23 protein-coding genes are annotated in these 23,214 nt (G+C 66.1%); 10 read left to right on the top strand and 13 right to left on the bottom strand.

Annotated elements, in window-relative coordinates:
* Positions 1-336 precede the first annotated feature (336 nt).
* From glyA to purU, 6 genes are all read left to right on the top strand, one after another.
* Entirely contained in the window at positions 337-1,644 is a 1,308-nt protein-coding gene (gene glyA, locus NH448_RS11390) for a serine hydroxymethyltransferase (protein ID WP_157032934.1), read from the top strand.
* 94 nt (positions 1,645-1,738) lie between these two features.
* Positions 1,739-2,989, top strand: coding sequence for a sarcosine oxidase subunit beta family protein (locus NH448_RS11385; RefSeq protein ID WP_045991001.1), 1,251 nt, complete (start codon positions 1,739-1,741; stop codon positions 2,987-2,989).
* A gap of 15 nt (positions 2,990-3,004) precedes the next feature.
* Positions 3,005-3,370, top strand: coding sequence for a sarcosine oxidase subunit delta (locus NH448_RS11380; RefSeq protein ID WP_045991002.1), 366 nt, complete (start codon positions 3,005-3,007; stop codon positions 3,368-3,370).
* Positions 3,367-6,408: a sarcosine oxidase subunit alpha family protein gene (locus tag NH448_RS11375; RefSeq protein ID WP_045991003.1), complete on the top strand. Its 3,042-nt coding sequence runs from the start codon at positions 3,367-3,369 to the stop codon at positions 6,406-6,408. The genes NH448_RS11380 and NH448_RS11375 overlap by 4 nt, the downstream gene beginning before the upstream one ends.
* Positions 6,401-7,069 (top strand): sarcosine oxidase subunit gamma family protein, encoded by a 669-nt coding sequence (locus NH448_RS11370; protein WP_045991004.1) that lies wholly within the window; start codon positions 6,401-6,403, stop codon positions 7,067-7,069. The genes NH448_RS11375 and NH448_RS11370 overlap by 8 nt, the downstream gene beginning before the upstream one ends.
* Entirely contained in the window at positions 7,066-7,950 is an 885-nt protein-coding gene (gene purU / locus NH448_RS11365) for a formyltetrahydrofolate deformylase (protein WP_045991005.1), read from the top strand. The genes NH448_RS11370 and purU overlap by 4 nt, the downstream gene beginning before the upstream one ends.
* A gap of 2 nt (positions 7,951-7,952) precedes the next feature.
* Here the strand turns inward: purU and NH448_RS11360 are convergent, their stop codons facing one another.
* Positions 7,953-8,645 carry a DUF3047 domain-containing protein gene (locus NH448_RS11360; protein WP_045991006.1) on the bottom strand — a complete coding sequence of 231 codons (693 nt, stop codon included), beginning with the start codon at positions 8,643-8,645 and terminating at the stop codon, positions 7,953-7,955.
* Positions 8,646-8,931: 286 nt separating this feature from the next.
* On the opposite strand from NH448_RS11360, the gene NH448_RS11355 reads away from it, so the two are divergent.
* Complete coding sequence (locus tag NH448_RS11355; RefSeq protein ID WP_052704195.1) at positions 8,932-9,426, top strand: DUF302 domain-containing protein; 495 nt, start codon at positions 8,932-8,934, stop codon at positions 9,424-9,426.
* 256 nt (positions 9,427-9,682) lie between these two features.
* Here NH448_RS11355 and NH448_RS11350 read toward each other — a convergent pair whose 3' ends face one another.
* From NH448_RS11350 to NH448_RS11315, 8 genes are all read right to left on the bottom strand, one after another.
* On the bottom strand, positions 9,683-9,973 hold the full coding sequence (locus NH448_RS11350; RefSeq protein ID WP_045991007.1) for a zf-HC2 domain-containing protein: 291 nt from the start codon (positions 9,971-9,973) through the stop codon (positions 9,683-9,685).
* Positions 9,970-10,551 carry a sigma-70 family RNA polymerase sigma factor gene (locus tag NH448_RS11345; RefSeq protein ID WP_045991008.1) on the bottom strand — a complete coding sequence of 194 codons (582 nt, stop codon included), beginning with the start codon at positions 10,549-10,551 and terminating at the stop codon, positions 9,970-9,972. Before NH448_RS11345 ends, NH448_RS11350 begins: the two co-directional genes overlap by 4 nt.
* Positions 10,548-11,285, bottom strand: coding sequence for a TIGR04282 family arsenosugar biosynthesis glycosyltransferase (locus tag NH448_RS11340; RefSeq protein ID WP_083970173.1), 738 nt, complete (start codon positions 11,283-11,285; stop codon positions 10,548-10,550). Before NH448_RS11340 ends, NH448_RS11345 begins: the two co-directional genes overlap by 4 nt.
* The gene (locus tag NH448_RS11335; RefSeq protein ID WP_204248905.1) at positions 11,275-11,988 is read right to left on the bottom strand and encodes a TIGR04283 family arsenosugar biosynthesis glycosyltransferase; all 714 of its coding nucleotides are present in this window, start codon (positions 11,986-11,988) and stop codon (positions 11,275-11,277) included. The genes NH448_RS11340 and NH448_RS11335 overlap by 11 nt, the downstream gene beginning before the upstream one ends.
* A complete protein-coding gene (locus NH448_RS11330) occupies positions 11,975-12,718 on the bottom strand; it encodes an ATP-binding cassette domain-containing protein (RefSeq protein WP_083970174.1) in 744 nt (247 codons plus the stop codon). Before NH448_RS11330 ends, NH448_RS11335 begins: the two co-directional genes overlap by 14 nt.
* A gap of 27 nt (positions 12,719-12,745) precedes the next feature.
* A complete protein-coding gene (locus tag NH448_RS11325) occupies positions 12,746-14,455 on the bottom strand; it encodes an ABC transporter permease (RefSeq protein WP_045991009.1) in 1,710 nt (569 codons plus the stop codon).
* Positions 14,442-15,719, bottom strand: coding sequence for an ABC transporter substrate-binding protein (locus NH448_RS11320; RefSeq protein ID WP_083970175.1), 1,278 nt, complete (start codon positions 15,717-15,719; stop codon positions 14,442-14,444). The genes NH448_RS11325 and NH448_RS11320 overlap by 14 nt, the downstream gene beginning before the upstream one ends.
* Positions 15,720-15,815: 96 nt before the next feature.
* Positions 15,816-16,916: an aminoglycoside phosphotransferase family protein gene (locus NH448_RS11315; protein ID WP_083970176.1), complete on the bottom strand. Its 1,101-nt coding sequence runs from the start codon at positions 16,914-16,916 to the stop codon at positions 15,816-15,818.
* 315 nt (positions 16,917-17,231) lie between these two features.
* On the opposite strand from NH448_RS11315, the gene NH448_RS11310 reads away from it, so the two are divergent.
* Positions 17,232-18,734, top strand: a complete 1,503-nt coding sequence (locus tag NH448_RS11310) for a SulP family inorganic anion transporter (RefSeq protein WP_045991010.1) — start codon at positions 17,232-17,234, stop codon at positions 18,732-18,734.
* Between the two features lie 183 nt (positions 18,735-18,917).
* Positions 18,918-19,772: a universal stress protein gene (locus tag NH448_RS11305; RefSeq protein ID WP_045991011.1), complete on the top strand. Its 855-nt coding sequence runs from the start codon at positions 18,918-18,920 to the stop codon at positions 19,770-19,772.
* A gap of 70 nt (positions 19,773-19,842) precedes the next feature.
* Here NH448_RS11305 and NH448_RS11300 read toward each other — a convergent pair whose 3' ends face one another.
* From NH448_RS11300 to NH448_RS11285, 4 genes are all read right to left on the bottom strand, one after another.
* Positions 19,843-20,343, bottom strand: coding sequence for a DoxX family protein (locus NH448_RS11300; RefSeq protein ID WP_045991012.1), 501 nt, complete (start codon positions 20,341-20,343; stop codon positions 19,843-19,845).
* Entirely contained in the window at positions 20,340-21,104 is a 765-nt protein-coding gene (locus NH448_RS11295; RefSeq protein WP_052704196.1) for a DNA-binding domain-containing protein, read from the bottom strand. The genes NH448_RS11300 and NH448_RS11295 overlap by 4 nt, the downstream gene beginning before the upstream one ends.
* Positions 21,101-22,093 carry a DUF692 domain-containing protein gene (locus NH448_RS11290; protein WP_239452492.1) on the bottom strand — a complete coding sequence of 331 codons (993 nt, stop codon included), beginning with the start codon at positions 22,091-22,093 and terminating at the stop codon, positions 21,101-21,103. Before NH448_RS11290 ends, NH448_RS11295 begins: the two co-directional genes overlap by 4 nt.
* A gap of 81 nt (positions 22,094-22,174) precedes the next feature.
* Positions 22,175-22,453, bottom strand: a complete 279-nt coding sequence (locus NH448_RS11285; protein WP_045991014.1) for a DUF2282 domain-containing protein — start codon at positions 22,451-22,453, stop codon at positions 22,175-22,177.
* 240 nt (positions 22,454-22,693) lie between these two features.
* Here NH448_RS11285 and NH448_RS11280 point away from each other — a divergent pair, with 240 nt between their 5' ends.
* Entirely contained in the window at positions 22,694-23,056 is a 363-nt protein-coding gene (locus NH448_RS11280) for a RidA family protein (RefSeq protein WP_045991015.1), read from the top strand.
* Positions 23,057-23,214 lie beyond the last annotated feature (158 nt).

The following is a 23,214-nucleotide window of genomic DNA, read 5'->3' as shown; positions in this document are numbered from 1 at the left end:
CACGGCGCTCGGCTCATGCCTGCGTCCAACAAAGCTGTCGCATTTGTTCAAGTTCTGAAGGAGCCGCTCGGCTTCAATGACCTTATCCCGACGGGCATCTGCGCTCGTCTGGGCCGGTCTCTGTCTGTCTGGGCCCGTCTGGGCCCGTCTGGGCCGGTCCGGGCAGCGTCGATGTCCCTGACGGCGACGCCGATGTCGTTTCCAGAATGTCGGCGCCGGGATAGCGGCTTACCTTGGAGGCGGGGGACTGCCCGTCTTCGTCAGCCATCACAACGACAACATCGATCAGGCGAAAGCGGCCGCGAAGAGGCGCCTCGCCATTACCGGAGATACCCCATGCCAAGCGCTCATCTGTCCAGCTCGTCACTGTCCCGGTTCGATCCGCAGATCGCCGAGGCCATCGCCGAGGAGGTCGTTCGTCAGCAGGATCATGTGGAGCTGATCGCCTCCGAGAACTACGCAAGTCCCGCGGTGATGGAGGCCCAGGGCACCCAGCTGACCAACAAGTACGCCGAGGGCTATCCCGGCAAGCGCTACTATGGCGGATGCGAGCACGTCGACGTGGTAGAGCGTCTGGCCATCGAGCGGGCCTGCGCGCTGTTCAGCGCCGACTACGCCAACGTGCAGCCCCACAGCGGCGCCCAGGCCAATGCCGCCGCCTTCATGGCGCTGGTGTCCCCCGGTGATACCGTGCTCGGCATGAGTCTGGCTCACGGCGGCCACCTGACCCATGGCGCGGCACCGAACTTCTCCGGCAAGCACTACCACGCGGTGCAGTATGGTCTGGACGAGGCCACCGGCCAGATCGACTACGCCGAGGTCGAGCGACTGGCCAACGAGCATCGCCCCAAGTTGATCGTCGCCGGCTTCTCGGCCTACTCCCAGGTGGTCGACTGGCGCCGCTTTCGCGCCATCGCCGACAGCGTCGGCGCCTGGCTGCTGGTGGACATGGCCCACGTCGCCGGTCTGGTGGCGGCCGGGCTCTATCCAAGCCCGCTGCCCCACGCCCACGTGGTCACCACCACCACCCACAAGACCCTGCGCGGGCCGCGCGGTGGCCTGATCCTGTCCGCCAGCGGTGACGAGGCGCTGTACAAGAAGCTCAACGGCGCGGTCTTCCCCGGCCAGCAGGGCGGCCCCTTGATGCATGTCATCGCGGCCAAGGCGGTGGCCTTCCGCGAGGCCATGAACCAGGAATTCGTGCGCTACCAGGAGCGGGTCATCGTCAATGCCAAGGCCATGGCCGGGACCTTTCTCGAGCGCGGCTACGACGTGGTCTCCGGCGGCACCGAAGACCATCTGTTTCTGGTCTCGCTGATTCGCCAGGGGATCACCGGCAAGGACGCCGACGCGGCCCTGGGTCGCTCGCACATCACCGTCAACAAGAACGCGGTACCGGGAGACCCGCAGAGCCCCTTCGTCACCTCGGGCCTGCGCATCGGGACCCCGGCGGTGACCACCCGCGGCTTCGATGCCGAAGAGTGCGAGCGGCTTGCCGGCTGGATCTGCGATGTGCTGGACGTGCTGGCCCGTGGCGAGGACACCGCCGCCATCGAGGCCGACGTACGCCAGCGGGTCGGCGAGCTATGCGCGCGCCACCCGGTCTATCCGGCCCCTCGGCAAGCCGCTGCCGTGCCGGCCTGATCGGCATGATGCCCCCCCGGCGGTCGTGACGCACGGTGCGACCGCCCAGGCACTTTTCAGACACGCTCTAGCCCAGAGTTTTGAGGGACACCCTATGCAACGCTACTCCGGATTCGCGCTGGCCCGCCACGCCCTGAGTCACCACGAGAACTGGCAGCGCCAGTGGCGCAACCCGACCCCCAAGGCCGCCTACGACGTGATCATCGTCGGTGGTGGCGGCCATGGCCTGGCCACCGCCTACTACCTGGCCAAGGAATTTGGCGTGCGCAATGTCGCGGTGATCGAGAAGGGCTGGCTGGGCGGCGGCAACACCGCCCGCAACACCACCATCGTGCGCTCCAACTATCTGTGGGATGAGGCCGCCGCGCTCTATGAGCACTCGATGAAGCTGTGGGAAGGGCTGTCCCGGGATCTCAACTACAACGTGATGTTCTCCCAGCGCGGCGTGCTCAATCTTGGCCATACCCTGCAGGACATGCGCGACATCCAGCGCAGGGTCAACGCCAACCGGCTCAACGGCATCGACGGCGAGGTGCTCGACGCCAGGGGCGTGCAGGAGATCGTGCCTATCCTCGACTGCTCGAAGAACGCGCGCTACCCGGTGATGGGGGCCTCCTGGCAGCCCCGTGCCGGGGTCGCCCGCCACGACGCCGTGGCCTGGGGCTACGCCCGTGGTGCCGATGCCCTCGGCGTCGACATCCTGCAGCAGACCGAGGTGACCGGATTCAAGATCCGCGACGGCCGCATCCTTGGGGTGCACACCAATCGCGGCGATATCGAGGCTCGCACCGTGGGCTGCGTGACCGCCGGCAACTCCGGGGTGATGGCATCGCTTGCGGGGCTGCGCCTGCCGCTGGAGAGCCACCCGCTGCAGGCGCTGGTGTCAGAGCCGCTCAAGCCGGTGCTCGATACCGTGGTGATGTCCAACCACGTGCACGGCTATATCAGCCAGTCCGACAAGGGTGACCTTGTCATCGGCGCGGGCATCGACGGCTACAACGGCTACGGCCAGCGTGGCAGCTACGCCACCGTCGAGCACACCCTGCAGGCCATCGTCGAGATGTTCCCGATCTTCTCGCGGGTGCGCATGAACCGGCAGTGGGGCGGCATCGTCGATACCTGCCCGGACGCCTGTCCGATCATGTCGAAGACCCGGATCGAGGGGCTCTACTTCAACTGCGGCTGGGGCACCGGTGGCTTCAAGGCGACCCCTGGTTCCGGGCATGTGTTCGCGGCGAGCCTGGCCAAGGGCGAGATGCATCCGCTGGCCGCCCCCTTCTCGATCGACCGCTTCCACAGCGGCGCACTGATCGACGAACACGGCGCCGCCGGTGTCGCCCACTGATTTCAGGAGGTTTCCATGTTCCATATCCATTGTCCCTACTGCGACGAGTGGCGCGAGGAAGAAGAGTTTCATCCCAGGGGGCAGGCGCACATCGCACGCCCGGAGGATCCGTCCGGCTGTTCCGACGAGCAGTGGGGCGACTACCTGTTCTTCCGCGATAACCCCCGCGGCATCCACCACGAGCTGTGGGTCCACGCGGTGGGCTGTCGCAAGTTCTTCAACGTGACGCGCCACACCCAGAGCTACGAAATCCTCGAGACCTATCGCATCGGTGAGCGACCGCGCTTTACCCGGGACAACCCCGACGGGGTGGTGGCGTCAGCGCCTGAGTCCCTTGACGACAGCGATATCGCCACCGCCGCCCAGGAGGTTCGCGCATGAGCCAGCCCAATCGCCTCGACACCGGGGGACTGATCGACCGCAGCAGGCCCCTGCGCTTTACCTTCAATGGCAAGGAGTACACCGGCTTTCACGGGGACACCCTGGCCTCGGCGCTGCTGGCCAACGGGGTGGACGTGGTCAATCGCAGCTTCAAGTACTCGCGTCCCCGCGGCGTCGTCGCCGCCGGTGCCGAGGAGCCCAATGCGGTGGTCCAGCTCGGCCAGACCGAAGCCGAGCAGGTGCCCAATGTGCGCGCCACCCAGCAGGCCCTGTTCGAGGGGCTGACGGCGCGCTCCACCAACGGCTGGCCCAACGTCCAGCGCGACCTGATGGGGACCATCGGCAAGCTTGGCGGCAAGCTGATGCCCCCCGGCTTCTACTACAAGACCTTCATGGCGCCGGCCTCGCTGTGGATGACCTACGAGCGCTATATCCGCAAGAGCGCGGGGCTGGGGCGCAGCCCGCTGGAGCGCGACCCGGATATCTACGACCACATCAATCGCCACTGCGAGGTGCTGGTGATCGGCGCCGGGCCTGCGGGACTGGCTGCCGCCCTGGCCGCCTCGCGCAGCGGCGCCCGGGTGATCCTGTGCGACGAGCAGGAACGCTTTGGCGGATCGCTGCTGGACGGGCAGGAATTGCTGGACGATCGTCCGGCGTTGCAGTGGGTCGAGGAGGTGCTCGAGGAGCTTGCCTCCAACTCCGAGGTGACGCTGCTGCCGCGTACCACCGCCAACGGCTACCACGACCACAACTTCGTCACCCTGCACGAGCGGCGCAGCGAGCACCTGGCCCACTGCGCGCCTCGAGTGGAGGGACGGCGTCAGTCGCGCTCGCGCCTGCATCGGGTGCGCGCCGCGCGCGTCGTGCTGGCCACTGGGGCCCATGAGCGTCCGCTGGTCTACGCCGGCAATGACGTGCCGGGCAATCTGCTGTGCTCGGCGGTGTCCACCTACATCCGCCGTTATGGGGTGGTGCCGGGCAAGCGGCTGGTGGTCTCCACCAGCAACGACGACGGCTACCGTGCCGCGCTCGACTGGCTGGATGCCGGCCGCGAGGTGGTGGCGGTGGCCGACGCCCGTCCCGCCCCCGACGGTGAACTGGTCGAGGTCGCCCGGGCGCGCGGTATCCGCATTCTGCCGGGTGCCGCCGTGGTCGAGGCCAGGGGCGAGCAGCGGGTCACCTCAGCGCGGGTCGCCGCCATCGATATCGACGCCTTTCGCGTTACCGGCGCCAGCGAGACGCTCGACTGCGACACGCTGGCCAGTTCCGGTGGATTCAGTCCGGTGATTCACCTGGCCTCTCACACCGGAACGCGGCCGAGTTGGCGCGACGACCTGATCGCCTTCGTGCCCAACCTGCCCAGGGGCATGTTGGCGGCCGGTGCAGCCGGCGGCACCTTTTGCCTGGCCGAGGTGCTGGCGGAAGGTCGCGACGCCGGCCTCGAGGCAGCGAGCCAGGCTGGCTTCGAGGGTGCCGAGCTTATACTGCCGGCGGTAGCCTCGCGGCGCGACGGTGCGGCGGTGGCGCTGTTCCAGGTGCCCCACGAAAAGCCGACCCTGCGGGCGCCCAAGCAGTTCGTCGACCTGCAGAATGACGTCACCGCCGCCGGGATCGAGCTTGCCACCCGGGAAGGCTTCGAGTCCATCGAGCACGTCAAGCGCTACACCGCCATGGGCTTCGGTACCGATCAGGGCAAGCTTGGCAACATCAATGGCATGGCCATCGCCGCGCGCTGCCTGGGGCGCTCGATTCCCGAGGTCGGCACCACCGTGTTCCGGCCCAACTATACCCCGGTCACCTTCGGTGCCATCGTCGGTCGCCATTGCGGTGCGCTGTTCGATCCCGAGCGCTACAGCGCGCTGCACCAGTGGCACGTCGAGCAGGGCGCCGAGTTCGAGGACGTGGGCCAGTGGAAGCGGCCCTGGTATTTCCCCAGGACCGTCAACGGCAAGCGCGAGACCCTGCACGAGGCGGTGATGCGTGAGTGCCGCGCGGTGCGCGAAGGCGTCGGCATCCTCGACGCTTCGACTCTGGGCAAGATCGATATCCAGGGGCCGGACGCCCGCGAGTTTCTCGGCCGCATCTACACCAACAAGTGGGCCAAGCTGGGCGTGGGCAAGGTGCGCTACGGCTTGATGTGCAAGGACGACGGCATGGTCATGGATGACGGCACCACCAGTTGTCTGGCCGAGGATCACTTCCTGATGACCACCACCACCGGTGGCGCCGCGGGAGTGCTCGAGTGGCTGGAGCTGTGGCACCAGACCGAGTGGCCGGAGCTCGACGTGAGCTTTACCTCGGTCACCGACCACTGGGCCACCATGACCGTCACCGGCCCCAGGGCGCGGGAGCTGATGAGCGAGCTTACCGAGGGCATCGATCTGGATCGCGAGGCGTTTCGCTTCATGGACTGGCGCGAGGGCAAGGTGGCTGGGGTGCCGGCACGGGTGTTCCGGATCTCCTTCACCGGCGAGCTGGCCTACGAGATCAACGTCCAGGCCCACGCCGCCATGCACGTGTGGAAGGCGCTGTTCGCCCACGGCGAGAAGTACGACCTGACACCCTACGGTACCGAGACCATGCACGTGCTGCGTGCCGAGAAGGGCTTCATCATCGCAGGTCAGGACACCGACGGTTCGGTGACCCCGGAGGATCTGGGCATGCAGTGGGCGGTAGGCTACGACAAGCCGTTCTCCTGGGTGGGCCAGCGGGCGCTGACCCGCAGCGACACCGCGCGCCAGGATCGCAAGCAGCTGGTGGGGCTGAAACCCAGGGATCCGTCGGTGGTGCTGGAGGAGGGCGCCCAGATCGTGCTCGACCCTGACCATCCGATTCCCATGCCGATGGTCGGCCACGTGACCTCGAGCTACTACAGCCCGACGCTGGAAACCGGCTTCGCCCTGGCGGTGGTCAAGGGTGGCCACCAGCGGATGGGCGAGACCGTCTATCTACCCTGTGTCGACGGCAAGGTCCACGAGGCCGAGATCGTTTCCACCATCTTCCTTGACCCCAAGGGGGAGCGCCAGAATGTCTGAAGCTATAGAACGTGCCCGTACCTTTGATGCCTTCCCGGACGAACGTATTGCCCTGGAGTCGCCGCTGGCCTGGTCGTTTCAGCATGTCGGCTGCCCAGCGCCCGGCACTGACTCGCGGGTGGTGATGCGCGAACGCCTGCACGACCATCTGATCCTGCGCGGTGGCGCCATCGTGCTCGACGAGGCGGTGCGCGCGGTGCTGGGGCTGTCGTTGCCGGCGCGTCCGCTGGAACTCAGTCAGGGAGAGAGGGCTTCGCTTCAGTGGCTAAGTCCCGACGAGTGGCTTGCCGTGCTGCCCCAGGGTGACGCCTTCCGCGTGGAGACGGCGCTGCGCAGCGCCCTGGGTGACGCCAGCGTGGCCTTCTCCGACGTCAGCGCCGGTCAGACGGTGATCGAGCTGACCGGTGAGGACCAGGCCATGCGCGAGCTGTTGATGAAGTCGGTGGTCTACGACGTCCACCCGCGCCACTTTGCGGTGGGCAAGGGGGTGACCACGGTGCTGGCCAAGACCAGTGTCATCCTGCGTCGCCCCGACGAGCGACGCTGGGAGCTGGTGGTGCGGCGCAGTTTCGCCGACTACGTTTATCGTTGGTTGCTCGATGCCGGTGAGGAGTTCGCCATCGGCGTCGAGCGTGACGTCACCGCCGGGGAGACGACATGACGATCAGCGTGAGCGCCGTGCGCACGACCCACTGGATCCTGACCGCCCAGTGCCCCAGTCGTCTTGGCACCGTGGACGTGGTCACCCGCTTTCTGCGCGAGCAGGGCTGCTACATCACCGAGCAGCAGTCCTTTGACGACAGCAGCTCCTGTCGTTTCTTCATCCGCACCGAGTTTCGCCCTCCCGAGGAGGGCGAGCTCGATGCAGGCGCCTTCGAGGCGGCCTTTGCCGAGCGGGCAGCGCCGTTCTCCATGGCATTCGAGCTGACCTCACCAGAGCGCCTCACACCGGTGGTGATCATGGTTTCCAAGGCGGATCACTGCCTCAATGACCTGCTCTATCGCTATCGTACCGGCCAGCTTCCCGTTGCCATCAAGGCGGTGGTGTCCAACCACCCCGATCTGGCGCCGCTGGCCGAGTGGCACGGGCTGCCTTATCACCATCTGCCGATCAGCGCCGAGACCAAGGCCGAGCAGGAGGCCCAGGTATGGCGGATCGTCGAGGACAGTGGCGCAGAGCTGGTGATCCTGGCGCGCTACATGCAGGTGCTGTCGAGCGAGATGAGCGAACGCCTGGCCGGTCGAGCGATCAATATCCATCACTCGCTGCTGCCTGGCTTCAAGGGCGCCAAGCCCTACCACCAGGCCTTCGAGAAGGGCGTCAAGCTGGTCGGGGCGACCGCCCACTACATCAACGATGACCTGGACGAAGGCCCGATCATTACCCAGGGGGTGGAGCCGGTCACCCACGCCGATACCGCCGAGGACCTGGTGGCCCGGGGGCGTGACATCGAGTGCATCACCCTGGCCCGGGCGGTCACCCTGCACCTGCAGCGTCGGGTGTTTCTCAACGGCTCGCGCACGGTGGTGTTCCAGCGCTGATGTCAGGGACAGACAGGCGGCGACGACGAGGCGCTGAACTCCATCTTGCTGAACCAGGCGGTGGCGTCGCCTCCGGCGTTGTCGCCATCGCTCATCAGCGCCAGGCCATCGACGCCGTCGGGGCTCGCGCCGAACAGTCGACGGTAGTCGGCGGCCACGTCGCGCACCTCGCCGACCCACTGCCCAGCCTTGGCACCTCCGCTTTGCAGCGCCAGCAGGACGGCGCGATCGGTAAAGGCGTTGGGCCAGCTGGTGCCTGCCGGCTGATTCGATGACCACACATAGTTGACCGACTCCACCTGCCAGGGTAGAAGGCCGGTGCGTCTGGCCACGTAGACCCGGGCGGGATAGTCGTCGCCGCTCTCCGTGCGTTCGTCGACCCCGGAATAGACCCCGGATACCTGCCAGCACCAGCGCAGGTAGGGGGTCTCGCCGAGGTCGATGTCGCGCTCCAGATAGCGGGCCGAAGCCAGCCCCCGGGAGCGCGCTTCGAGCACGCTGACGCCATCGCGCTCGACCAGCCGGTAGGCCGTTTCGCCGGCGAAGGACTTGGTTGGCCAGTCGAGCATGGCGCGCGGGCTGAAGGTCTGGGCCTGGGCGCAGGAGGCCATCAGGACCGCAGCCGAGACAAGGGCGCAGGTCAGGGTACGCGGCGGTGGGGCAGCGAGGTGGCGAAGGGGAAGAATCCGGGCCATGCAGGCTCCTGTCGTCGGCAATCGGGGAAGCGGCTGAAACGACGTGAACGATATGAACGATATGAACCATCAGGTCCAAATCGTGTGGGCGGCCATCGCCTGTGCGCACATCGTGTAGCTGCATTGCGCGCACTATGCCCAGTCGCGTCGGCTATGGGTACTGGGTCGTCGCCCCGGCGTTGAACCTTACACAGCGTCAACCCGGATTGTGAGAGATTTCCCCTTGTGGTGGTCGGGGACCGGCGACCATGCTGTAGGCACATTGACCTGGAAAGGAAGCTCCATCATGAAGCAGTGCTATCGCAAGATGTTCACCCTGTGCCTGGGCAGCGTGCTGGCGGGATCGATGGCGACCATGGCTTGGGCGCAGGGCGAGGTCGAGGTGAGCGACAGCGGTATCGCCAGTCTGACGTCGACCGATAGCCTGGAGGCGGTGGAATCCCGCTTCAAGGAGGGGCTGGAAAAACGGGGGATGGGACTGATGGCAAGCGTGGACCACCAGGCCAACGCCGCCGGGGTGGAGCTGGAATTGCCAGCGACACGCACCTACATCTTCGGCAAGCCCGAGGTGGGCACTCGACTGATGCAGTGCGAGGGCAGTGTCGCGCTGGACCTTCCCCAGAAGATGCTGGTTCGCCAGCAGGATGATCACCTGGTGATCGAGTGGAACGACCCTCATTACCTGGTGGAGCGCCACGGCCTGCAAGACTGCGAGCTGCCCGTGGACAAGATCGCCGAGGCCCTGACCGGGCTGGCGCGGGAGGCAGCGGGCCAGCAATGATGGCCTGGCCTTGCCCAGGCATCTCCCGAGCCTTGCTCACCGGGTCCGGCTCGGGACCTCTTTACCGGGGATCTGGCACGCAATCGCTTGAGGCTGACTCAGGTGGGGGGTAACTGGCGCCCCGTCGGCGGGCTGCCTTGGTGGCCCGCCAGGGGGAGGCAGAATGGTGGGTCGACCAGCGAGATGCTGCCCTCGAGGTAGTTCAGTCGAGGTAGGTCAGTCGAGGTCCTTGCGCCCAGTCCGTCAGCCGAGACCTTCAGTTCTGACGACGGGTCTCCGCCTCGGCCATCGCTTCCTTTACCTTCAGCAGGTCCTGATCACTGGCGACGTTGTCGGTAGTCGCGCCAGGGGACGTACCGTCCTGGGGTTTATCAATTGTGCCGTTATAGGCATTGCCGACCCGGTGCAGCATGCCGAACTGCTTTTCGCAGTTGCGACAGGCCGAGCACAACATCAAGTGAAACCGCAGCGAAATACGCTCCCTGGCCGTCAGGGGTGCATCCAACTGCTTTGACATCAGCCGCGTAGCGGCCTTGCACATCATCATGCCGCGTCCTCCTTCCATCCCTTTTCAATGCAAGCGCGAAGCTTGAGGCGAGCCCGATGCAGGATCACCCAAGCGTTGTTTTCCTTGATGCCCACTTCCTTACAAATATCGTCGGTGGAAAGGCCCATCAATTCGCGCAGGGAGAAAACGCGAGCCACGTTTTCTGGAAGACTCAGCATACAAGCGTCGAATACTTTCCAGAAATTTTCGTTCTCGAACGCTTGCTCCGGGGTGCTCCATGCCTGGGGCTTGGCGTCGGCGGCCCAGTGTCCGTCCTGTTGAAACATGCGGTCGATGGCGTCGTCGCTGTGCTCTTCATCGAAGGGCTCCCAGCGACCATGACGCTTCTGCTGGCGCATCTGGTCGAGCAGCTTGTACTTGAGGATGCCGAATACCCAGGTTTCGTAGCCGGAGCGCCCCGAAAAGCTGTCGTTCTTCTCGATGGCGGCGATCATGGCTTCCTGCACGGCGTCCTCGGCGGCGGCATGATCGCGCAGGTGCATGCGGGCGAAGGACACCAGGCGGGGGCGCACGGCGGCGAGTTTCTTGTGGCGGTCGGTGAGCGTTTCTTGGGTCACGGCAGAATCTCCAGGGCGAGGGCTTCCATGTCGGCGAGGCGAGCCAGGTCCTGGGGCGTATCCAGGTCCCATACGGTCGTTGGACACTCCAGCGTCCACAAAAGCTCCGCAAGACGTGTGCGCGTCTGGGACATGACGCTGGACGTGCCCCAGTCGATTCCTCGGAAGAGACGGGGATCGGGGCGACGAACTCCAACCAGAGCATAGCCGCCGTCCTCGGCCGGAAGAAAGACGCTATCTGCGTCTTTAAGCCGTTTCTGACAAGTTTTTAGTAATGTCTTATCCAATATCGGGCAATCTGTGCCGATTAGAAGGCTCGGGCCACCTGCCGAGCACAGCGCCGCGTGCATGCGCACCCCCAGGTCGCCTTCAGGCTGTGGTCTCAGCGTCACGCCGAACCGCTGGCGGATATCGACAAAGCACGGATGGTCGTGCTCAAGCGCCGTCCAAAGCGTGATGTTGCGCGCGGACGTCGTCTCCAGCGCCGTCTTCAGGGTGTACTCGATCAGTCTGTGCTGGAGACGAGCGGCGCCTTCGGCGCCGAGGGCGGGGATCATCCGCGTCTTGGCCTGGCCGGGGATCGGCGCCTTGGCCAGGATGGCCAGCTTCAGGCCATCCTCGTGGTGAACAGGGTGCTGATCGCCGAGCTGCTGGCCGCACGCCTGGCTATGCGACTGGCTATTCGCCAGATCCGGGCTGGCTGCCAGCCCGTCGCTATCGTGGTCAGCGCACATGGCGATACTCCTCGGCCAGGCGAACGGGATCGGCCCCTCGCCAATAGCGAAAGCGCAGTCGCCACATCAGCAATATCGTCGTCAGCACGCCGCCCTGCTCCCAGCGGCGACCGTCGGTGAGCACCTTGAAGCCAAGGCAGGCGGGCGGCGACAGCCGCTTGAGGCGCTTGGACATTTCGATGTCTTCCATCAACGGCTGGTCGGGGAAGCCACCGACGGCGTCGAAGGCGCTGCGACGCATGAACATCGCCTGATCGCCGGTGGCGATGCCGGTCAGGCGTGAGCGCAGGTTCATGCAGGCGGCGATCAATGATAGCCAGCGCGACCGGCCCAGGATGCGCACGTCGAAGCGCCCCCAATGGCGTTTCTCCAGCGCCTTCAGTATCGCCGGCATGGCCGCCGGGGGCAGTCGAGTGTCGGCGTGCAGAAACAGCAAGGACGGCGCGCTCGCCGCAGCGGCGCCCTGGTTCATCTGGCGCGCCCTTCCGCGGGGGCCGTCGATGACCCGATCGGCCAGGGGACGGGCAAGCGCCTGGGTATCGTCTTCGCTTCCGCCATCGACGACGATCACCTCGACGCCCTGCTGGCGCCACTCGGATAGCCGCTCAAGACCCGCGACGATGGTCGCTGCCTCATCGAGGACGGGAATGACCACACACAGACGTGGTGCGACGGTCGGGGAGCCTGGTTCAGCGAGAGGCACGGCGGGCACCCTGCCAGGCGGCCCCGGCGGGGGCTTCGGTGGCGGCCGCCAGTTCGACGATCGGGCCCGCAGCTGCCTCGGCGTCTGCCCTGTCGTGGGTGACCAGCAGCGCCGGAAGACGATGGTCGCGGATGCGCTGGAAGACCAGGTCACGCATCTCCTGGCGGAGCGCGGCGTCGAGCTTGGAGAAGGGCTCATCCAGCAGCATCGCTTGGGGACGCGACAGCAGGGTGCGCATCAGCGCGACGCGAGCGCGCTGGCCGCCGGATAGCGTTGCCGGATCGCGCTCACCGAATCCGGCAAGACCGATATCCGCCAGGGCCTCTTCGATGGCCTCGCGGCGCTCGCGTCGGCTGGCAGACGACGGCATGCCGAAGGCCAGGTTGCCGGCGACGCTGAGGTGGGGAAACAGCAGCGCATCCTGGAACAGCAGACCGAGTCGGCGGGCCGAGGCAGGCAGGTCGGTGACTCGCCTGTCGCCGAGGCGCACCTCGCCCTGTGCGTCAAAGGCGGGGGCGAGAAAGCCCGCGGCGTAGGCCAGCAGGGTGGACTTGCCGACACCGGAAGGCCCCATGACGCTGACCACCTCGCCGGGGGCGACCTGAGCATTCAGTGATACCAGTGGGGCACCGTCCAGCGAGATCACGACCCGATCGAAGACCAGTGCGCCCGTCGGGTTCGCTGGAGACGTGGGGGGAAGGTGGTATCGTGTGTCTGGTGTCTGTGACATGGTGGGCTCGGATGGCGTTGAGGCGGTTCAGGTCAGCAGGGCGCGTCGGTGGCGATGCAGTACGCGCGGCAAGCCGATGGCGAGGGCGAAACCGAGTGCCGGCAAGAGTAGCTGGGCCAGGGCATAGACCGCCGTCAGGCGACGATCCCCGCCGGAGGCAAGCGATACCGCCTCGGTGGTCAGGGTGGTCAGGCGTCCGGCCCCCAGCAGCAACGTCGGCAGATACTGGCCGACGCTGACGGCGACCCCCACGGCGGCGGCGGTGGCGATGGGGGCCAGCAGCAGCGGCAGGCGAACGCGTACAAAGGCGGCGGCCGGGCCATGGCCGAGACCTGCGGCGACCTGGGCCCAGCGGGGGTCAAGCCGCCGGTAGCTCTCGGCCAGTGACAGAAAGACGTAGGGCAGCACGAACAGGCAGTGTCCCAGTACCACCACCATGAAGCCCGGTGCCACCGACAGCTGCGCCTGAAGCTGCACCAGACCGTAGAGAAAGGCGACCGGTGGCACCAGCAGCGGCAGGTAGAGCACCAGGGTGGCGCTCGCTCCCATGCTGCGGTGATTGAGCGCTTCGCTCTCAAGACAGCCGATCACCAGGATGGTCGCGAGAGCGGTGGCGGCCAGCGCCAGCCACAGGGTATCGAGGGCGGCCGGCAGCAGGCCTGGCAGCGCACGACCCCAATTGGCCAGGGTCAGGGGCGTGGGCCAGGCCGAGGGAAAGGGCCAGAAGGCCGCCAGCGACCACAGCGTCAGCCCCAGCAGACTGGCACCGAGCAGGGTGACGCTGAGCCAGGTCAGACCGCCGCCCAGCAGGCTGCCGAGGCGTTGACCGCTGTTGCGTCGGCCGTCGGTCAGGCGTGGCGTGGCGCACCAGCGTACGGCCTGTTCCAGGCACCACCAGCAGGCCAGTGCCAGCAGCGTGATGCCGAGCTGGCTCAGCGCTGCGGCGGAGGCCATGAAGCGCATCGACAGGTCGGGATCGCCAAGCCAGCGGACCACGCTGACCGCCAGGGTCGGTGGGGTGGACGGCCCCAGGATCATGGCCACATCGACATTGGACGAGGCAAAGGCGATGACCGCATAGACCGGTAGCCGAATCAGCGGGTACAGGCTCGGCAGGACCGCCTTGAGAAAGGCGGTCACCGGCGAATAACCCAGCGACAGTGCCAGGTGCCGACGATCGTCGGCCTGGCACTGAGGCAGCGCCGATAGACTCATCAGCAGCAGAAAGGGGACTTCCTTGACCACCAGTCCGGCGACCAGCGCAAGGCCAAAGGGATCACCGGGAAACAGGTAGTCAGGAGGCGTGGCGTGACCGCTCAAGGCCGGGGAGACCAGGCGCATGGCCAGGCCCGAGGGCGCCAGCAGAAAGGCCAGACCGATGGCGGCGGCGGCGTGGGGCACCGCCAGGAGCGGCGACAGCAGGCGCTTGAGCCAGACAAAGGCGGCGCTGTCGGCGAAGGCACCGAGAAACAGCACCACGATGGTCAGGGCCAGGGCGGTGCTGATCAGGCCAGTGGTGAAGCTGAGCACCAGCATCTCGAAAAGCCCGGGGGTGTTCGCCAGGCTCACCCAGGGCGCCAGGCTCAGCTGCTCTCCACCGAGCACCGGCAGCCAGCCGAAGGCCGGCGCTGCAGCGCCTGCCAGGCCGGCCACCACCGGGGCCACCAGCAGCAGCACCGTCAGCGCCGGCGCCAGCCCCACCAGGCGGGAGAAGGTCGAGGTATCAGCGGCTGCCATAGCGCTCGAGCCAGGCCGCCTCTACCGCTTCCATCCAGCTCGGGTGCGGCTCGGGCAGGGTCTGTTGCAGGGCCTGTGGCGCCAGTCGCGCTGGCTGGTCATCCATGGGCGTCAGTGCCTGACGCTCGGCCTCATTCAGGCGCGCGAGATCGAGCACGCTGGGGTCGCCCCACACGTCCAGGCGTTGCTTGCGCGCCTGGGCCTCGGGCGAGAGCAGGAAGTTGGCTGTGACCATGGCGCCGGCCTGGTGGCTGGCGTTGAACGGGATGGTGACAAAGTGAACGTTGCCGATGGTCCCGCCGTCGAGCACATAGCTGCGAATCGAGGGAGGCAGTTGGTAGTTGTTGACCGCAGCGGCAGGCTCGGCGGGGTTGAAGGTAAAGGCCAGCGACAGTTCGCCGTCGCCCATCAGGCTTCTGAGCGCAGGCCCGGATGCGGGGAAGTCCCGCCCCTGGCGCCACAGATGGGGATGCAGGGCATCGAGATAGTCCCACAGCGGTGCCATGGTCGCTTCGGCGTCGGCTTCGCCGACGGGGCGGGCAAGCACCGCCGGGTCGTCGATCAGTGCGATAAGCGCCTGCTTGAGAAAGGTGGAACCGTGGAAGTCCGGGACCAGTGGGTAGGTGAAGCGCCCGGGATGCTGCTCGGTCCAGTCGAGCAGGGCGGCCATGCTGGTCGGCGGCGCCTCGACACGCTCGCTGTCGTAGTAGAACGTCAGCTGGGCCTTGCCCCAGGGTGACTCGAAACCCTCGGTGGGGACGGTGAAGTCGGTGGTCATCTCGGGATTGGCGTCCGGCGAGGTCAGCGCGAAGTTCGGCAGCCGCTGGGCAAAGGGCCCGAGCAGCAGATCATTGGCCTTCATCGCGGCGAAGTTCTCGCCGTTGATCCAGATCAGGTCGATGGCGCCCTCGTCGACGTTGCCGGCGGACTTCTCGGCCAGTACCCGGGAGACCGCAGCGGCGGTGTCGTCGAGCTTGACGTGGACCAGATCGATGTCGTGGCGCTGTTCGAGCTCGTCGGCGACCCAGTCGAGATAGCCATTGACGTTGGGGTCACCGCCCCAGGCGTTGAAGTAGACCGTCTGCCCCCTGGCCTGCTGCTCGATCTCCTGCCACGGCTGGTTCAGCGGCGTGGACGTATCCTGGGCCCAGGCGGGCGAGCCTAGCCCCAGGGCAGCCAGGGCGGTGAGGACGAAGGCGCCACCGGGAGGCCAGGTCAAGCGGAGGTCGGACAACGGGCGTCTACAGGAAAAAGGTGTGGTCATGGTCGCGTCCTTGTGACGATGGATAGGCAGGGTCGGATAGAGCCGGACAGGGTTGGATAGAACCGGGCAGGGCCGGGCCAGACAGAGCCGGGAGCGTCAGCCGGCACGGACGAGTTCCTCGAGTTCGTCGGCGACACGCCTGATGATGGGGGCCGAGAGGTAGTGATCGACGCGGTCGGCCACATGGGCGATCAAGGCATGGTCGCTTAGCTGTGCCGACCAGTCTTCACCACTGTGCTGCCTGTCGACCTGGCGGCGCTGCTGGGCACGCCATTTGGCACACCAGGTCAGCGACCATAGCCACATGGCGCGACGACAGGTGATCAGCGTCGACCAGTCGCTGTGATGACTGTCTTCGGCCATCAGTTCCTGCCAGCGCCGATACAGCGCCACCAGATCCTCGACGAACAGCACCGCGCGGCTGTTGAGGTCCCAGGTGGTGGAGGTGTAAAGGCTCAGGTGGGCCAGGTCGAAGCCGGGTAGCGAATAGCGGCACTTTTCCAGATCCACCAGTACGGCGCGTCCGTGAGGCGTGATCAGAAAGTTGCCGGGGTGAGCATCGAAGCTGATCAGGCGAATCTCGTCGTCGGCGATGCGAAGTCGCTCAGGGAGCTGTGCCAGCGCCTGTTCGATCAGGGCAGTGCTGGTGCGAGACAGCCCGGCCCCGGGGAGAAAGCGGGCCTGGGTGGCGATCTCGTCGAGCATCTCTCGCCAGGGATCCACCGGTGACGCCAGGGGGGCACGGTGATCGGGCAGCGGCAGCCGGTGCAGGCTGGCCAGGGCCGAGGTCAGGGCCGGCAGGTCCGAGGGCAGGCTGGCGGGACGGCCATCGATGGCCTCCACCACCAGCGCGCCTCTGGGCAGCAGGTCGTCGCAGGGCAGCCAGTCATCGAGCCTGGGTGTATGGCCACTGGCCTGGGCGCGATCGAAGCAGGCGACCTGATAGGCCAGGTTGGACGCCGCGTCCAGCCCCATCTGGCTCTGCTTGGGCAACCGCGCCAGCCAGCCGCCCTTGTCACTGCCGCCGGCCAGGCGCACATGCCAGTGGGCCAGGCCGGTATCGGCCAGCGGTTCCAGTCGATGCCCGGACAGAGGCCACCCATGGCGCGCGAGACTATGCTCGAGCGCTATTAGCGGCGGGCCCGGCGATTGGCTCTCCGTTCGCGGTGACGGTGGCGTCGTGGCGCATCGCTCCATGTCGCGTTCCTTGGACGTAGTCAGCTGAGTCGGCAGGGGGCAACGATCCTTACACATTTTTTTCAGAAGATGCCACCGGGCGGACTTGGCCGGATCGAGACCGGGGTGGCGACAATGCGGCGACAAGGCAAAGACAGGCTGGGTAGCAGCGTCGCCTTGCTCAGGTGGTTCTGGTAAACTGCGCCCCTTCCCGTGTCTCCACTACATCATGACAGCGCCAGGCTAACGCCTCCCGGTGCGCTGCTGTCGTGGAGAAACGGTCGGCCCTGGGCCGCTTGTCGCGATATCTCACAACCACTCCCCCTGGACCGCCTCATGATGCGATCGATCAAGCAAGACTGGTTTTCCAATATTAGGGGCGACGTGCTGTCCGGCATCGTCGTGGCCCTGGCGTTGATTCCGGAGGCCATCGCCTTCTCCATCATCGCAGGTGTCGATCCCAAGATTGGCCTCTACGCCTCCTTCTCCATGGCGGTGATCATCGCCTTCGCCGGGGGCCGGCCGGGGATGATCTCTGCCGCCACCGGCGCCATGGCACTGTTGATGGTGACCCTGGTCAAGGAGCACGGACTTCAATATCTGCTGGCCGCGACCCTGCTGACCGGGGTACTGCAGATCATCGCCGGCTATCTGCGCCTGGCCGATCTGATGCGTTTCGTCTCGCGCTCGGTGGTGACCGGCTTCGTCAACGCCCTGGCGATCCTGATCTTCATGGCCCAGCTGCCTGAGCTGACCAACGTCACCTGGCACGTCTACGCGATGACCGCGGCGGGTCTCGGCATCATCTATCTGTTCCCCTACGTGCCCAGGATCGGCAAGCTGCTGCCGTCCCCGCTGGTGTGCATCCTGGTGCTGACCGGCGTCTACCTGGCGACCGGCATGGACATCCGCACCGTCGGTGACATGGGCGAGCTGCCCGATACCCTGCCGATGTTCCTGTGGCCTGACGTGCCGCTGAATCTCGAGACCCTCGGCATCATCTTCCCCTATGCGGTCATGCTGACCGTGGTTGGTCTGCTCGAATCGATGATGACCGCCACTATCGTCGACGATCTGACCGACACCTCCAGCGACAAGAACCGCGAGTGCAAGGGCCAGGGTCTGGCCAACATCGGTACCGGTCTGCTTGGCGGCATGGCGGGCTGCGCGATGATTGGCCAGTCGGTGATCAACATCAAGTCCGGTGGTCGTGGACGCCTGTCTACCCTGCTGGCGGGGGTCTTCCTGCTTCTGATGGTGGTGTTCCTGTCGGACTGGGTCTCGCGCATCCCCATGGCGGCGCTGGTGGCGGTGATGATCATGGTGTCCATCGGTACCTTCAGCTGGAGCTCGCTGCGCGACCTCAAGAAGCACCCGATGTCCACCAATGTGGTGATGATCGCCACCGTGGCGGTGGTGGTGTGGACCCACAACCTGGCGATCGGTGTGTTCGTCGGTGTGCTGATCGCCGCGCTCAACTTCGCCAACAAGGTCGGCAACTTCCTGTACATCGCCAGTGACGAACTGGAACAGCAAGAGGAGCTCGGCAAGGGACGGCGCTACCGCGTGGTCGGCCAGGTGTTCTTCGCCTCGTCTCAGCGTTTCTCCGCCGCCTTCGACTTCAAGGAAAGCGTCGAGAAGGTGGTCATCGACCTGTCACGTGCCCACTTCTGGGACATCACCGCGGTCCAGGCGCTGGACATGGTGGTGATCAAGTTCCGCCGTGAGGGCACCGACGTCGAGCTGATCGGGCTCAACGAGGCCAGCGCCACCATCGTCGATCGCTACGCCATCCACGATAACCCGGCGGCGGTGGAAAAGCTGATGGGTGGTCACTGAGGCAGGCGCCGAAGATGTGACGGGTGTGTGCCAGTTGGTGTAGAACTGGAGGTAACACCCGGATCGGGCTAGACAACAGGTCTGAGGGTCGCGCCCCGCTCGGGCGCGACGACAAGGCCACAATCGATGGAACGCGACGTCTGAGGACGCGCGTTCGCCCCCAACGCCAGGCAGGACGATTTCATGACAGAACAGGTGATGGCCGCCATCGACGGGTCCCAGTTTTCCGAAGGGGTCTGCGACTCTGCCGCCTGGGCCAGTCAGGCCCTCGATGCGCCGCTGACGTTTCTTCACGTGGTGGATAACCACCCCCAGACCGCCGAGGCCGATCTGTCCGGTAACCTGGGACTCGGCGCCAGGGAGCACCTGCTCGAGGAGCTGGCCAGTCTCGATGAGCGGCGGGCCAAGGTCGCCCAGGAGCACGGCCGCCTGATGCTCAAGGCGGCCAAGGATCGCGCCAGCGCCAGTGGTGTTGATGACCTGCATTGCCGACAGCGCAACGGCACCCTGGTGGAGACACTACTGGAGCTGGAAGACGAGATCCGCCTGCTGGTGATCGGCAAGCGGGGCGAGAGCGCCCAGCAGGCCAGCGAGCACCTGGGCTCGAATCTCGAGCGGGTGGTTCGCGGTCTGCATCGGCCGATTCTGATGGTGCCGGAGAGCTTCACGCCGCCGACTCGGGTGATGATCGCCTTCGATGGCAGCAAGACCACCCGCAAGGGCGTCGAGCTGCTGGCCAGGAGCCCGCTATTCAAGGGGATCGCCTGTCACGTGGTGATGGTCGGTGCCGATACCGGTGATAACCGCACCCAGCTGGAGTGGGCGCTGGACAGCCTCAAGGGCGCCGGTCACGAGGCCCAGGGCGAGATTCGCGCCGGAGAGGTCGAGGAGACCCTGCGCACCTACCAGAAGGACCACGCCATCGAGATGGTGGTGATGGGAGCCTATGGCCACTCGCGGATTCGCCATCTGCTGGTGGGCAGCACCACCACCAGTGTCCTCAGGCGCACCTCGCTGCCGGTGCTGCTGCTGCGCTGACGAGGCTGAGCCGACATCGACATCGACCCGCCGCCGAATCCTGTTCGGCGGCGGGTCGTTTTTTATGCGTCTATGCGTCGTCGACGCGGTCCTGCTGTGGCGTCACCGATTCGCGACCTTTGCCCTTCATCCTGCACAGCAGCCATTCCAGCGAGAGACAGCCGCCGCCGCGCAGGATCAGGGTGGCGAGGCTCGCCGCCCAGAGTCCGTGGGTGACCCAGGCCTCGGGATAGACGAAGGTCTGGATCACCAGGGTCATGATCAACAGCCCGAAGGCCGCCAGTCGCGTGGCAAGCCCCGCCCACAGCAGCAGCGACAACGAGAACTCGGCGAGTGTTGCCAGGTAGGCGGCCAGCACCGGTGAAATCAACGGCAGGGCGTATTCGTGCTCGAACAGGAAGAAGGTGCTGTCGGCGATACCGAATCCCTCCACCTTGGTCAGCGCCGACAGAAAGAACACGGCGCCGAGCACCAAGCGCATCAACGCCAGCACCAGGTCCAGCGAACGACGCTCTAGCCAGGGGCAGAGTCGCCCGTAGTAGGTGTCCAGCAGGTTTGTCATCGGTGTCATGGGGTGCCTCGTAACAAAGTGGGGGCGGGGTCCGGTACCGCGAGCGCGCCATGGCCGACCAGGGTGCCCAGAGCGTGGCCGAGCGCATCCTCTGCCACGCCGCTGTCGGCCAGTTCGCTCAGCGCCTGGGACAGCGAGGTCGGTGTGTCCAGCAAGCCGTACAACGCTGCGCTTGCCGCATCGAGTGGCCTAAGCCTGACCTGGCGACCCGAGCGGATCACCAGCCAGTGGCCGGCGCCTCGCTCGCCCAGGGGGGCGCCACCCTCTCCGCTCTCCAGCGCCTGCCACAGGGCTTCGACGTCATGTTGGCAACGGATGGTCCGGCTGGCCGGACGGGCCTGGACGAGCCGCTGGTCGTCAAGGACGGCGCCGATATCGGACGCCTCCAGCGGCACCGCCTCGGCTGCGTGACTGACCTGAAGCCGGGCGTGCTCGAGTCGCGCGATATCGGCGACGAAGCGATAGGGCGCAAGCGCCGGTGCGCGCGCCAGAGCGTCGGCGAAGCCCTGGCCATAGCGGCTCAGGCGGGGATCGTCGGGGGGGCTTGTGGCCACGAAACTCGCGGCCTCGGCACTGAAGCAGCCCTCGCCCAGCAGGGTCAGGGTATGGGGAAAGGCTTCCTTCAGGGCCTCGATCAGGCTTGAGCGAATATTGTTGCGGTAGACGTCGAGCCCGGCCTTGTGGCCGAGCTGTGGTGGCGTCGCCTGGGGGCGATGCATGGCATCGATGAAACTGCGCTGCCAATCGAGCAGGCCGCTCATGGCGCTCTCCCGGTGGCTTGCGCCGAGGCGCTGGCTGCCAGGGTGGTGCTCGCATCGGCGCCGGGGCCATGGGCTGCATGCTGATGCCGGCGTGCCAGGTCGACCTCCTGCATCCAGCGCTCTAGCGTCGGCACCCGGTTGTCCCACTCGATCAGGGTGGGCAGGCCGGGACGCCGGGCGAGCACCTGACGGTAGCGTTGCCACACCGGCTCACTGACGGCGCTGCCATGGTCGTCGATGTACAGCTCGCCGGCGGCATCGAGGCTGTGGCCGGCCAGGTGCCATTCGCCGACGGCGGCCCAGGGCACCTCGTCCAGATAGGCATCCAGGTCGCGTCCCAGGTTGGCGGCGCTGATATAGGCGTTGTTGACGTCGAACAGCAGCCCACAGCCGGTCGTGTCCACCAGCCGCTGGAGGAACTCGGTCTCGCTGAAGCGATTGTCGAGGCTGACGTAGAGGCTCGGGTTCTCCACCAGCAGGCGGCGGCCGAGACGGTCCTGGGTGCGGGCGATATTGTCGCCGAGAACCCGTAGCGATTCCTCGGTCAGCGGCACCGGCAGCAGGTCGTTGTAGCTGTGGCCGTCGAGACGGCTCCAGGCCAGGTGCTCGGAGACCAGCGCGGGGTTCAGGTGATCGACCAGGCGTGCAAGACGCTCCAGGTGGGCCGGGTCGATGCCCTCGGCACTGCCCAGCGACAGGCCGACGCCGTGGACCGAGAGCGGGTAGCAGCGTGCCAGTTCATCGAGTCGATCCTGAAGGGGCCCGCCGGCGTTCATGTAGTTCTCGGCGTGCAGTTCGAGAAAGTCCGGGGCCTGGGCCGACTTGGCTGAGTGAACCGAGTGAGCCAGATGGACCAGCGCCTGCATATGCTGAAACTTGAGGCCGATACCGACCGCATTGGCCGCCATTGGCTGTGGCGCTGGCAAGGACGCCGAGACGGGCGTCTCGAGCGACTCGCGTGGAAGGCTGGATGACAGGGAAGAGGGCATGGGCGATTCGCTATGGCTTGAGGCTTGGCGTGTAAACGTCACGGGAAGGCCGTAGCCTCCCCGTGGCGCCAGTGCTCTGGCTCAGGGGCGCTCGACCTCGCTCAGGCTGCCATTGCCGTGGGGCGTTTCGATATCGGTACAGGTGCCTTCCGGGACCAGGGTCCAGGCGTTGCCCTGGTAGTCGACGGTAGAGGTGCCGGCGCAGGTGGTGCCTGGCCCTGCCTTGCAGTCGTTCTCTCCGGCCAGGGCGACGCCGTAACACTTTTCCATGTCGCCATCGGCGGCCTGGACGGTGGCGATGGCGCCGGCTTGCGCCAGGGCGGTGGACAGCACGGCGGCCATCATGACGGAACGTTTCATTTGCAAACCCTCATATAAACGGTTGGGCGACAGCAGGACTGTCGTGACTATGTCGCCGGGGTGAGGGATACCTGACATCGCAAAAGAGGCAAAAGCGCGACAACAGACTATCTGGCGCAGGGAGAAGTTGGCTATATTGGGCGGCTGTCTAACGTTGCAGAGAAGACACTGGTGAAGAGGTGGTCGAATCGGCTGTCTTTTCGAGATTTTTTAGAAATACCGACTTTTTTGGAGAGAGCGATGAGCATTCAGCGTCACGACACCAAGACCCGCATGAGCCGCGCCGTCATCCACCACGGTGTTGCCTACCTGTGTGGTCAGGTCGCCGGACCGGACGCCCGTCAGGGGGATATCACCGCCCAGACCACCAGCATGCTGGAGCGTGTCGATGAGCTGCTGGCCGAGGTGGGCAGCGACCGCGAGCATCTGCTGAGCGCCACCATCTACCTGCAGAACGGCGAGGACTTTGCCGCCATGAACGCGGTATGGGACGCCTGGGTGCCGGAAGGCCACGCCCCCGCCCGTACCTGCGTGTGCGCGCCGATGCCGGCCAAGGAGCTGAAGGTCGAGATCACCGTCACCGCCGCCGTCAAGGGCCTGTAACAGAGCCCCAGTGACATAGCCGTTGACATAGCCGTCCGCTCGAACGACAACGCCGGCCCCGTGGCCGGCGTTGTCGTTTGTGTTGTTTTTGAGGCATTGGTCCTGGCGTCCGGGTGCGCCGGATAAAACGCCTGTGCCGCCCTTCAAGACGTCTTGTC

The organism is Halomonas sp. OfavH-34-E (assembly GCF_024124525.1).
GTDB lineage: Bacteria > Pseudomonadota > Gammaproteobacteria > Pseudomonadales > Halomonadaceae > Halomonas > Halomonas litopenaei.
The sequence above is the reverse complement of the archived record's forward strand: the minus strand, read 5'-3'. Positions and strand labels throughout refer to the sequence as shown.